8 protein-coding genes are annotated in these 12881 nt (G+C 57.8%); 7 read left to right on the plus strand and 1 reads right to left on the minus strand.

What is annotated here, in order from left to right:
• Window positions 1-124 precede the first annotated feature (124 nt).
• A complete protein-coding gene (locus tag ACGY09_RS21700; protein ID WP_397569403.1) occupies window positions 125-2971 on the minus strand; it encodes a DUF1549 domain-containing protein in 2847 nt (948 codons plus the stop codon).
• Window positions 2972-3311: 340 nt separating this feature from the next.
• On the opposite strand from ACGY09_RS21700, the gene ACGY09_RS21705 reads away from it, so the two are divergent.
• From ACGY09_RS21705 to ACGY09_RS21735, 7 genes are all read left to right on the plus strand, one after another.
• Entirely contained in the window at window positions 3312-5075 is a 1764-nt protein-coding gene (locus ACGY09_RS21705; protein WP_397569404.1) for an ArnT family glycosyltransferase, read from the plus strand.
• A gap of 305 nt (window positions 5076-5380) precedes the next feature.
• Complete coding sequence (gene proB, locus ACGY09_RS21710; RefSeq protein ID WP_397569405.1) at window positions 5381-6520, plus strand: glutamate 5-kinase; 1140 nt, start codon at window positions 5381-5383, stop codon at window positions 6518-6520.
• Window positions 6521-6623: 103 nt separating this feature from the next.
• Window positions 6624-8177 carry a uroporphyrinogen-III C-methyltransferase gene (gene cobA / locus ACGY09_RS21715; RefSeq protein WP_397569406.1) on the plus strand — a complete coding sequence of 518 codons (1554 nt, stop codon included), beginning with the start codon at window positions 6624-6626 and terminating at the stop codon, window positions 8175-8177.
• Between the two features lie 72 nt (window positions 8178-8249).
• Entirely contained in the window at window positions 8250-9242 is a 993-nt protein-coding gene (tilS, locus tag ACGY09_RS21720; RefSeq protein ID WP_397569407.1) for a tRNA lysidine(34) synthetase TilS, read from the plus strand.
• Window positions 9243-9613: 371 nt separating this feature from the next.
• The gene (locus ACGY09_RS21725) at window positions 9614-11170 is read left to right on the plus strand and encodes an MFS transporter (RefSeq protein WP_397569408.1); all 1557 of its coding nucleotides are present in this window, start codon (window positions 9614-9616) and stop codon (window positions 11168-11170) included.
• A gap of 8 nt (window positions 11171-11178) precedes the next feature.
• Window positions 11179-12390, plus strand: coding sequence for an aminotransferase class I/II-fold pyridoxal phosphate-dependent enzyme (locus tag ACGY09_RS21730; RefSeq protein ID WP_397569409.1), 1212 nt, complete (start codon window positions 11179-11181; stop codon window positions 12388-12390).
• 155 nt (window positions 12391-12545) lie between these two features.
• Window positions 12546-12881, plus strand: a complete 336-nt coding sequence (locus ACGY09_RS21735) for a histidine triad nucleotide-binding protein (protein ID WP_397569410.1) — start codon at window positions 12546-12548, stop codon at window positions 12879-12881.

A 12881-nucleotide genomic window follows, 5' to 3' on the forward strand; every position in this document is an offset into this window, starting at 1 on the left:
TTCGATGTCGTGCTGCTGGCAGCGCGGGACCAGTCGGGGAAGGACTTGGGGGCAGGTGTCGTTCTGGGATGGACTATTACTGGGATGGACTATTACTGGGATGGACTATTAGTGGGATGGACTATTAGTGGTTAAAACGGAATTCTGCAGACGTTAACAGCGACCAGATCAATTCCCGGATCGCCTGTGGCCGTTCCGTTGGCCGCGATGCGAGATACGTCGCTGTTTCATTGACTTCTACTTCGGTCGGATTGCGGGTCAGAACGGATAGGTAGAGTTCATCAGTGAATGCTTTGGGGTCCGTCAGGGCCGCGAGCTTCTGTGCCAATGTGCCACTCGTCGCCCAGGCAATGACGGTTCCTCCGTTCGCGATGAACAGAGCCTGATCGGGAGTGGCGAAGAAGTCATCCTGGGGTTGTCCCGCAGAGGCACCGTACAGATTCACAAAAGGAGTGACGTTTCCTCGCATGCTCTCATTGAGTTGCTGTTCAACCCGAGCCTGGCGCTGCTTAGCGATCGCTGGATCTGCTGCGGCGGAGGCCTTCGGGATGGTCTTTTCGATTTCCGCATCTGCAGCAGGCCAGTGAGGCTCCAGGACGCCCGTGGCGTACAACAGAGCCCAGGCCAGTTGTTCGGGTGAAAGCTGCTTGAGTGGTCGAACCGCTCCCGCAACAGTCCAGAGATCAACCAGTTTTTCGCGACCAGAGGTGACCGACACTTGCGCGTCTTTCACCGCTGCGATTGCCTGTTCGACGCCAGCGGTTTTCTCGGCGACCCCCTGTTGACGAGCGGTCATTTCCTGTACTGCACTATCGAAGTTCCGAGTGGCCTGGGCCATGGTCGCTTCCAGTTCCTGCCGCGTCGACGACTGTCCGGAAACGCTGTTCGTGAGCTGGTCCAATTCATTCGAAATGGATACATGGCGGTCTTTCAGCTTTTGAGCCAGTAGCGCCAGATCACCGTCACCCGGCAGTTTCTGGACTGCGGTTTCGGTTTTGGTGAGGGCCTCGGCGACGGCCTGAACGACGGCCTGTTTTTCCGCCGCCTGTGCTTTTATGTCTTCAAGTGCTTTCGTGGCGTCGGCAAGATTTTTCTGAGCGACGTTGACGGCATTGGTCCGATTTGTGACTTCCTGCTGCTGGACTTCCGCCGCGCTGATGGCGGCCACGAGTTCTGCCTTCTTTGAGTCAATGACTGACGAGGAGGCTGCAATCGTGGTGAGACTCTGCTGGAGGCTTTCGTGAGACTGCAGAGCTTCGAGTCGCTTTTGGGCATACGCTGCTGCGGTCGCGTCTGCTTTGTGCTGGTTCCAAGCGACGATGAATGCCGCTTTCGCTGCATCGACCGGCTTACGCGCTTCCAGATAGGCCGCATAGGCTGCGTCAGCAGGAACGTATGCTTCCTGGAGTTTCGCCTTGAGGGGTTCCAGTGCGGCGGTCTGATCAGTCACCGCTTTCTGTGCAGCTTCCAGCTCGCCTGCCAACTGCCCCTGTTTTGCGACGAATGTGGCTGACGCGGCGGCGATTTCCTTATCGTTTGGCAAGAGCTTGGCGGCTTCTGCCGACTTGGCAACAGCTTCATTCAGGGCATTCACCGCCGCCTGTTTTGCCGTCGCATTGGCCTGAGACTTTGTCAGAGCGATCAAGGCGTCATCAACGGGTTTTTTCGCCGCCGTGACAGCCGTTTCCGCCGTTCTCCAGGCTGTTTCGGAGGCGGCTAAAGACGTTCTGGCGGTACGAAACGCTTCTTGTGCGGTGTCAGCGGCTTTTTGTGATTCGCTCGCCCGGGCCTTCAGTGATTCCCAATTGGCCTTGAGTGAAGGGAGCTGAGCCACGACAGAGGCGAGCTGAGTCGGGTCCTCTGTTGGTGGATCGATGGAGCGCTGGTACGCCTGCGAGAGCGCGATTTCCCGCAACAACCAGCGAACGTCGAATTTATTCGCCACGAACTCGTTGGTAATCAGGTCGAGTACGGCGGGGTTCGAGGGGGGATTGAGTGGATGATGCAGGTCGACCGGATGCACCAGACCTCGGCCCATCATGTGAGCCCAGAGTCGATTGGCGATATTGATGTTAAATTGCCGGTTTGCACCGCTGGCGGCGAGTTCCGCCAACTTGGCTCGGCGGCTGTATTTCGGAGCTGGCCGGACTCCTGGCAGCAGGTACGAAACATAATCTTCGCCCTGTCGGAGTCGAGGTTCGTCAATCTGGTCATCACCGGGTAGCTGGGGACGAATGCTTCCCTCGTCCTGAGTGAAGACGGATTTGTAAGTCGCTTCGCCGTCGGCCTTTTCGCCGAGATAGGTCACCTTCGCTGCTTCATCGGTGAAAACGACGGTGCGGTTAACGAAAGCGAAGAGTCCGTAGTAGTCTGTTTGCAGGTAGTGGTCGACGATCGGATGGTCATGGCACTGGGCACATTGCAGGTCCATTCCGAAGAAGAGCCGGCCAATGTCGCGAGCCATGATGTTGGGTTCAGCGTCCCGGTCTAGGAAGAACTTGGCCGCAGGCCGCTTGTTCGGATCCGTACCGTCGGAGGCGATGATCTCGCGAGCCAGTTCGTTGAAGGGAACATTGTTGAGAAACGCGTTCTGCAGGTACTTCTGCCATTCCGGGGTATTGACGTACTTGTCTGGCCGACGTTCCATCAACATTACGTCGAAGACATTCGCCATGTGGATGGCGAATCGAGGGCTGTCCAGCAAACGTTGGATCAGGGCTGCTCGTTTGTCCGGCCCCTGGTCTGCGACAAAGGCCCGGGCCTGCTCTGAGGTGGGGATGACTCCATGCAAGTCGAGTGTCACACGTCTTAGGAACTCCGCATCCGACGCCAATGGCGCAGTTGAGCCCGTCAATTCGGCCTGAATCAGTGCATCAATTCGAGGTGCCAGCGCTTCGGTCGCCTGAGCGATACCGCAGAAAAGCAAAACAATCAGACAACTCAGGGGTGAGTTCATGCGGGGCGGGAGCATAGGCGGGGTCCTCGCGTCGGAGGCTGTGGGGCAGTTGGCACGGTGTCGTCAGCATGACTTGGGATCCGCTGAATCTTTTTATTGACTCGGAAGATATCCCGCAGCACATAAACGCATCGGTCATTCTTAATACATAGCAGTCGACATCCCGCTTCGTCAACCGAATTTGCCGAAGAAGCTTGGAATGTGCCGAAAAGAATCCTTAATCTCTGCGCCGAGAAGACTCAACCTCCAGCAGAGGTAGTTTGGGTAGAATTTGCATTTGGGAAACTGCATCCTTCGATTGTGGAGGCAGTTACGTTTAGTTTGTTTTTATGGTCCGCTCGGGAAGGCCGTCAGGATGCAGCAGAAGACCGGACCAGAGAAGCCTCTGCGAGCCCCGCGGTGGAACAAGTTCCCGTGGTCATTGCTCGCAATGGCTTTCTGCACCTGGGTTTGTGTTGCGCTCTGTGTCGACCCCGCGGGCAGTTATCCAGGGCGACCGCAAGGTCCCGGGCTCACCGTGGATGAGATTTTCAACGTTGAACAAGGGATCTATCTGATCGAGCAGACGCGGGCTTTAGGGTGGTTGAACCTCGTTCCGGGAACATCGCAGGAAGCGTATCGTCCTCAAAACGGCTACAACCCCGACCATCCCCCCTTGGGACGTTTCTGGCTGGGACTTCACCATCATCTGACATGGTGGCTGTCTCCCCCACGGGATCCCGCCGGAATTGCCGTTACTGCTTGCGCTCGAACGGGTTCAGCAACTGCGCTCGCGCTGCTGGTACTCCTGCTTGGAACCGTTGCGACAAAGTGGTCTGGTAAGGGGGTGGGAGTCATGACGGCGCTCTCTGTTGTCCTGATGCCCCGTCTTTTTGGACATGCTCACCTGGCGTCGCTCGAGACCGTGACCAATCTCACCTGTTCGGCTGCGGTCCTGGGGGTGGCAGCGGGTTGGAACGGAGCCGCTCGCCCGAGCTGGAAGTGGGCCGTGTTCGCTGGAGTTCTGCTGGGACTGGCGTTCCTGACGAAAATTCAGGCCATTATGATTCCCATCCCCGTCATCTGCTGGACGTTGTGGCGGTGGGGACGGCGTGGGCTGCCTGTACTGGTGGTCTGGGGACTGGCCGCGTTCGTCGTGTTTATCGCGAGTTGGCCCTATCTGTGGATCGACCCTTTCGCCCATTTGAAAGAGTACCTCGGGCGAACGACCGATCGCATGACGCTTTACGTCTGGTATTTCGGTCAGCGCTACGCCGATAAGAGCGTTCCCTGGCACTACCCCAGTTTGATGTTCCTGATGACTGTACCCCTCATCCTGCATTTCGTGGGGGGGGTTGGTCTGTTCAGCAGGACTCTGCAAACGCGTTCCGTGTCAAAAGATTCTGACAATAAAACTCCGCTAGCAGGAGGTCGTGGAGTCGTCCAGGCACCATCCGCTTCGCTGACGCCTGAGTTTTACCGCGACATCCTACTGCTCGGCTGTCTGGTATTCCCGTTGCTGGTGTTTTCCCTTCCCGGGGTGGCTGTTTACGACGGGGAACGATTGTTTCTGACCAGTTTCCCCCTGTGGGCCATCTTCGTCGGACGTGGTTGGCTGTCGCTGGATCACTGGCTGGCGGACCGCACCAAGTCGCCCGTGGTCGCCAAGGCGGGTTGCCTGCTGCTCCTGGTCTGTGCAGCCTATCCGCTGGTCACTTTTTCCCCGTGTCACCTGTGCTATTACAATAGTGTGGAGCGGATGCTTTCCCGGTTTCAGCAGGATGATGCACCCCTCTTCGAGATCGACTATTGGGGCGAAGGAGTGACCCGCGAATTGCTTCAGGAACTGGTGGCGGCGGTTCCGGCCAATTCCACCGTTGGCATTACACCGACGCTGCATCAGTTCCAGGCCGATGATTACCGCATCCAGTCTCCTGTACTACGAAGTCACGGGATTAAGTTCGTCGAATTCTCGCCCGATCAGCCCAGGCCCGACTATTTGCTCGTCTATCGCCGACTGGCCGACCAGTCGTTCCGCGGGACGTCTGGCTCTGCGGGAGAAATCGTCGCCAAGACCACCCGTGACGGTCGCCTTCTTGCTTATCTGCTCCGGCTTGGCCCGCAGAGTAGCTCGCCCTGACTCTTGAGCGAGGTCGTTGCCGAGGGGAAGCCACACCTGCCACGCCTGTGGGATCGTGACACGAACTGCAGTTGCCCAAGCTTCGTCTGGAACGGCTTCGCGATTCAGCCTCTTGCGGCCCTGTCAGGGCGTCGAGACTCGGTGAATTTCACTGACGAATCAAATGATTTTGCGGTCTGGATAAACGATTAGGGTAATTTTTCTTGTGGCTGCTAGAATTGCCAGCCGATTTCAGGGGCTGGCAGCCTTCGCCAGCCCCAAGCCTGATTCGTTTTCGCTCCGAATTCCCGAAAGTATCTGTCGTGATGACACTCGATCGTCGACGTGAGGTCCTGAAGAACGTCAAAACCCTGGTTGTAAAAGTGGGGACCAACGTCCTTTCGACCGACGACGATCGGCTGGATTCCGACCGGATCGCCTCACTGGCCGAGCAACTTCATCGCATTTGCGAGTCGGGCGTCAATCTGGTGATGGTCTCAAGCGGAGCCATTGGCGCAGGGATGGGACTGTTGGGACTGAAAGAGCGGCCCAGGGACCTGTCTCACCTCCAGGCGGCCGCCGCAACGGGGCAGGCGCATCTCATCCACATTTATGACAAGGCCTTTCGTCCCTACGGGTACCATGCCGCGCAGTTACTGCTCACGGCGAATGATTTCAAGAATCGGACGCGCTACCTTAATGTTCGGAATACGTTGCGGACGCTGGGCGAATACTCGGTCATTCCGATCATCAATGAGAACGACACGATCAGTACGTCGGAGATCAAGCTGGGAGATAATGATCGACTGGCGGCCATGGTTGCGGGACTGATCCAGGCTGATCTGTTGATCATTCTCTCGGTCGTGGATGGTCTGCTGACCGGTGACCCGACGAATCCCAACAGCCAGCGGATTCCGTTGGTGGAACGCTTTGACGAACAACTGCTGAGTCTCGTGGGATCCTCCAAAAGCTCGCGGGGGACAGGCGGAATGGGAACGAAGCTGGAAGCGGTTCGTACGGCGACGGCGGTAGGTACGAACGTGATGATCGCTGATGGGAAGCGTACCAATGTGCTGAATGAACTCCTTGCGGGGGCGGACATCGGAACTTTGTTTCTCGGCGAGGGAGACGGAGTTTCGGCCTGGAAAAGATGGATTGGCTACACGTTACCTCCCAAGGGTCGGCTGGTGCTGGACGCGGGAGCCCGTCGGGCTGTTGAAGAGTTAGGCAGGTCACTGCTGGCAATCGGTGTCGTGCGGGTGGAAGGTGACTTTGCCAAAGGCGAAGTGGTATCACTCGTCGATCAGTCAGGGGCTGAATTCGCCCGAGGCCTGACGAACTATGACAACCTTGCGGCTCGTGAGATTGCGGGAAAAAGGACGGACGAAATCGCCAGAGAGACTTCCGTGCCTTATGCAGAAGTCATTCATCGCGATAATCTGGTGGTGACCAGTCTGGCCAAGTGACGGCCTCGACCGGATGATTCCTTTTGGCCACAGCAGGACAACAGTTTCTCCGCTGGCTGGCCCTGATACCGCTTCCAATCTTCTTTTTGCGACGAATGCATTCATGACTGTCCCACCCTCAGAAACTTCTCAGACCGGGTTTGTCTACCTGGTGGGGGCCGGACCTGGCGATCCAGGTTTACTTACGCTGCGTGGTGCGGAATGCCTGTCGCGCGCGGATCTTGTTCTGTACGACGGACTGGTCAACCCTCTGTTGCTGCGATACTCACGGGCCTCTGCCGAGCGGACGAATCGGGCCGATGGGCCTGCCGGACGAATGATTCCGCAGGAAGAAATCAATGCTCGTTTGATTGAGGCCGCGCGCGAGGGAAAAGTCGTTGTCCGACTCAAAGGAGGCGACCCGTTCATTTTTGGTCGGGGCTCTGAAGAGGCTGCCGCGCTGACGTCTGCCGGAATTCCCTTCGAAGTTGTGCCGGGAATTACCGCAGCCACGGCCGCAGCCGTCTACACGGGTATCTCGCTGACGCATCGGGACCATGCCTCTGCTGTTGCTTTTGTCACGGGGCACGAAGATCCGACGAAGTCCTCGGCGTTGGACTATTCCTCGCTTGCCCGCTTCCCCGGAACACTTGTGTTCTACATGGGGCTGCATCGGCTACCGTTGATTGCCCAGTCGCTGATTTCCGCAGGGAAATCGCCAGAGACTCCGACTTGTGTGGTCAGCCGTGCGACGACGCCACGCCAGCGAACGGTCATCGGGACGCTGGCCACGATTCCTCAAATGGCGAAAGAGGCCGAACTGCACGCTCCTTCGCTGGTGATTGTCGGAGACTGTGTTCGGGTTCGTGAGCAGGTTGAGTGGTTCGAGCAGCGGCCGTTATTCGGTCAGGTGGTGGGGATTCCGCGACCTGCCGACCAGGGGGATGAGACCGCATTGCGGCTGGTCGAATTAGGGGGTGACCCGGTTCTGCTGCCGACAATCGAGATTGCTCCTCCTGAGAACTGGACCGCTATCGATGCGGCGCTGGCTCGGTTGGGAACCTTCGACTGGGTTGTCTTTACGAGTGTGAACGGCGTACACGGGTTGCTCGGTCGATTGTGGGAGACGGGCGGCGATACGCGGAAGCTCGGGAATTGCCGGTTGGCCGCGATTGGTCCGGGAACCGCAGCGGCACTGGCGAAGTACTCGCTCAGGCCCGATCTGGTCCCGGTGGAGTACCGGGCTGAGGCACTCGCTGACGAGCTGAAGCCGCACGTTGTGGGAAAACGAATTCTGTGGGTCCGTGCCAGTCGGGGACGGGATGTCCTGCCGGTGGAACTGACCGCGGCAGGAGCTCAATTCGAACAGGTCGTCGTCTACCAGAACCGTGATGTCGCTCAGTTGCCTGCAGATGCGACGCACCGCATTGAAAACGGCGAGCTGAACTGGATTGCGCTATCGAGCCCCTCCATCGCCCGCAACCTGGCTCGGATCCTGTCTCCCCAGGCGAAATCCTGGCTGGGGACGAAGACGAAACTGGTCAGCATCAGTCCGGTGACCTCCGCTGCTGCGAAAGACGTGGGGCTTCCCATCGCTGCAGAAGCCCGCGAGTACACCTGGGAGGGACTGTTTCAGGCGATGATCGATGCCGAAAAGTGCCAAGCGCTGGGCGAGTGACTCGGCCAGAAAACGGGTATGGATGTCGTGCGCTCCTTGCTTCCCTGACGATCGTGGTAGTTTGAAGCAATCATGACCCATTTCCTTGACGAGTTGCGAAAGGGCTTCAGGCGGGGGCAGGTCGAAGGGGCTCGGGTTCTCGTGGGGGTCTCCGGTGGGGCGGATAGTGTGGCGTTGCTTCTCGGATCAGTCGAACTGGCCGGGGAATTTTCGCTCGAACCCGTGGTGGCACACCTTAATCACGGCCTGAGAGGCGAGGCGAGTGATGCGGACGCAGCGTGGGTAGAGCGGCTGGCCGGTTCCCTGGGGCTTCCCATCGAGCGAGGTGACCTGTCCGGGGAACTGCTGCGGGATGCACCGGGGGGGCTGGAAGAACGAGCGCGTGAGTGCCGTTACCGGTTCTTCGATGAGGCTGCCCGAAAGCGAAAATGTTCAACCCTCTTGCTGGCTCATACCGCCAACGATCAGGCGGAAACCGTGCTGCATCACCTGCTGCGTGGGACAGGTCTGTCGGGACTCACCGGTATCCCTTTCACCCGAACAACGGCGTCAGGACTGCGACTTGTCCGGCCTCTACTCGCAACGACGCGAAAGACGATTGAAGACTACCTGCGTGAACGGGGGCAGACATTCTGTACGGACCTGTCGAACGATGATCCGGGCATGACCCGCAATCGCCTGCGTCATCAGATTCTGCCCCTGCTGCGCGACACGGTGAATCCGCAGGTGGATGAGGCTCTGGCGCGGCTGGCCCAGCAGGCCACCGACGTACAGGCGATACTACAGTTCCGGGCTCGGGAACTTCTGGAACAGGCCATTCTCGATGTTCAGTCCGAATCCTGTCGTCTTGATGTCAGCCAATTATCTCAGCAGCCGCGGCACCTGATTCGAGAAGTCTTTCGCGAACTGTGGCAGCAGCAGGGGTGGTCACGTCAGGGAATGGGGTTTGTTCACTGGGATCGCCTGGCCGACCTGCTTCAGAATCGAAAAGCGATCCATCTGCCGGATCGGGTTGAAGCTCGATTCGGCTCGGAAACACTCCTCGTACTGCGTCGACTTCGATAACCGGTTTGCTGAGACCGCTCGGAGGTCGCACTTAATCTTCGTCAGCCTGCTGCGATGGAGACGTATTCCGTCATGAGTGCGGGCTCGAAGATTGTTGCCGAGTGACGTTACCGTCACAGAGATTCAGTCAGCGCGGGGTTTCAGTTCAAGATTAGCATGTTTCATGCGACAAAGAATGATGCTTCCTCGCCGCTTTGGGTTGGAGTCCCTATGACACATCAATCTGCACGCGTTCGTCCGTAGAAAGTAGAACCTGTACCGGTTAGCATGCCGTGCCTTTCGTCCGATCATCTGGCGGACGGGCCTCGATGACCGCACGGAGTGGTTCGCAGGGAAGCGCCTTCTCAATCCTTTTGTAGATGAGTTCAACAATGAGTGGTGAAAGCAAAGAAAGTGTGCCGTCGTCGAACGCCCAGCGGCTGCTGTGGGCTGGCTTCATGGCAATTCTGGCAGCGGGTGTCGGTTTCTCAATCCGCGGCGGTATCCTGACACAGTGGGCCAATAAGTTCGGTTTCACAATGACGGAACTGGGCCAGATCACAGGTGGTGGTCTGGTGGGGGCTGGCCTCATCATTCTCGCAGGGGCGTTCATTGCCGATAAAGTTGGCTATGGCAAACTGATGGCTCTGGCATTCCTGGCCCACTTTATCTCGGCCGTGGTCACGCTTTCCGCAGGATATGCCTACCAGACAGGTGGCAAAGTGGCGGCGTTTAACTGCCTTTACTGGGGCATGTTCCTGTTCGCCGTCGGTAACGGTATTTGCGAAGCGGTTGTGAATCCGCTTGTCGCGACTCTGTTCCCCAACAACAAGACTCACTACCTCAATATTCTGCACGCAGGTTGGCCAGGTGGTTTGATCATTGGCGGTCTGGCCAGCTACTTCATGAACCCGGACAAAGGGGAACCGGTCGACTGGATGATCCAGATGTCAATCTTCCTGGTCCCCGTCGTGCTGTATGGTGCAATGGTGCTGGGACAACGCTTTCCCAAGTCCGAAGCCAGTGATGCCGGCGTCAGCTACGGGACGATGTTCATCCAGCTATTCGCTCCTTTGATGATCGTCTTGATGCTGCTGCATGCTCTGGTTGGCTACGTCGAACTGGGAACCGACTCGTGGATTGCAAAAATCACCGGATCGATCATGCAGTCACCACAAAACGGTCTGATGCTCTTCGTCTATACCTCTGCCCTGATGTTTGCTTTGCGATTCTTCGCAGGCCCGATCGTCCATCGGATTTCGCCACTGGGACTTCTGTTTGTCAGCAGTCTGCTCGGTTTCGCCGGTTTGCAGATGCTGGGGGTCGCCAACACTGCAATACTGTGCGTCGTCGCTGCAACGATTTATGCTTGTGGCAAAACCTTCCTGTGGCCGACCATGCTGGCCGTTGCGTCCGAACAGTTTCCAAAGGGGGGAGCCATCACGATTGGTGCGCTGGGGGGTATCGGGATGCTTTCTGCCGGTCTGCTCGGGGGGCCTGGTATCGGCTTCAAGCAGGACTTCAACGCCTCTCATCGTCTGAAAGAAGATTCGCCTGCCGTTTACGAGCGGTATAAGTCTGCTACCGAGAACAGCTTCTTCGGTTTCAAAGTCTATGGACTTGACGGTCGAAAAGTCGGTGTGCTGGATGACGGTGGTAAAGAACTGGCCCGTGAGGACAAGATCAATACGGAAGCCGGTAAGCCACAGAGTGAACTGGTTGGATGGTGGGCTGAAACCCAGCAAACCGCGACCGAGGACAAGACTGTTGTCGACAGCGCCGTGCTGTATGGTGGACGTCGCGCGTTGCAATTGACGTCGTATGTCCCGCTGGCCATGGCCGGGGGCTATTTGTTGATGATCCTCTACTTCTCTGCGACCGGCGGCTACAAAGCCGTTCACATCTCGCCTGTTGGTGCGGATGAGATCTACGGTGGTAACGAGCACTGAACGTTCCGATGTCGAATCCGCTCGGCTGGCTTGCTGACGAACTGCAATCTTTACGCGATGACGGATTGTTCCGTCATCGCCGTGAAGTTCGGCCGTTCAGTCAGTCCGTCGCCGGGCGCTCTGGCCGGATCATGATTCATGGACGCGAGGTCTGGGACTTCGCGTCCAATAATTATCTGGGACTCGCCTCTGATCCTGCCGTGCAGTCGGCCGCAGAAGAGGCACTCAAATCGCACGGGGTTGGATCAAAAGCCAGCCCGCTCGTTTCTGGCCGGACCGATCTGCATTCCGCACTCGAATCAGCGATTGCGGAGTTCGAAGGGACCGAGTCTGCCATCCTCTTTCCAACAGGGATGGCTGCAAATCTGGGGACCGTGGCTGCTCTGGCCGGGCCGGGCGATGCCGTGTTCTGTGATCGGCTCAATCACGCCAGTCTTGTCGATGGCTGTCGGCTGTCCGGGGCTCGACTCCGGGTTTACCGTCACGAAGACCTCGACGGGCTGCGGAAGTCGCTTTCCCGCGAATCCGCACGTCGCCTGTGGATTGTCACTGACACTGTCTTCAGCATGGACGGTGATCTGGCACCTCTTCCCGCTCTTTGCGAGATTGCCGAAGCGGCGGGGGCAGGCCTGATCGTGGATGAGGCCCACGGGACAGGTGTTTTTGGTTCTCTGGGACGAGGTGTCGCCGAACTCCAGCACGTCGAGGATCGAATTGCTGTGCGGATCGGGACGCTCAGTAAGGCCATTGGAGCCTTGGGGGGATTCGTTTCAGGAAGTCAGACTTTGATTGACTATCTGTGGAACAAGGCTCGGACTCAGGTTTATTCGACCGCGCTCCCCCCTGCTCTTTGTGCCGCGGCAATTGCGGCATTCGAGATCATTCGGACGGATCCCTGCCGGCGGACGCGGCTCCATCACCTTTCTTCCCTGTTCCGAAACGAATTACAGGTCCGAGGAATCCATCCACGTGCAGGCTCCGTTGGACCGATCGTCCCGATTGAAATCCGGGACCCCCATGCAGCCGTTTCGGTGGCCGAGCAACTGCAGAAGGTCGGTTTTCTCGTGGCGGCGATTCGACCCCCGACTGTCCCTGCGGGCACCTCGCGCCTGCGGGTGACAATTAATTGTGAGCTTCCTGGCGATGCCGTTGTGGAACTGGCCGACCACATTGGCAACTTATTAGCAGGACTTCGGTTGGAAGCAGCGTTAGATGTTTGAGTTCAACGCAGGCTTTTGTTACCGTCGCCCAACTGGGATGTCTGCCATGGTTACTGGCAGCAAGCAGAGGCATCGCGGTCGAGACCGTTCCTGTCCACAGTAGTTTCGGTGAGGCGACTTGCACTCTGACCGACGTCCGAAAGGGATCTGCCACTATGACGATTTTTCAACGCATCATCGACCGCGAAATTCCCGCCGAAATCGTGTTCGAAGATGACCAGTGCCTGGCCTTTCGAGACATTCATGCCCAGGCCCCCACGCACATTTTGATCATTCCTAAAAAACCAATTCCGTCGCTGGCTGATGCGACGGACGAAGACGAGGCACTTCTGGGGCATTTGCTCGTCACTGCCCGGAAAGTCGCTTTCGAGCAAAACCTGACCAACGGATACCGGACCGTCATTAATTGCGGCCGCGATGGCGGGCAGTCGGTTGATCATCTGCATGTTCATCTGCTCGGCGGACGCTCGCTGACCTGGCCACCGGGCTAA

Origin of the sequence: Schlesneria sphaerica (assembly GCF_044336245.1) — a bacterium.
Lineage (GTDB): Bacteria > Planctomycetota > Planctomycetia > Planctomycetales > Planctomycetaceae > Schlesneria > Schlesneria sphaerica.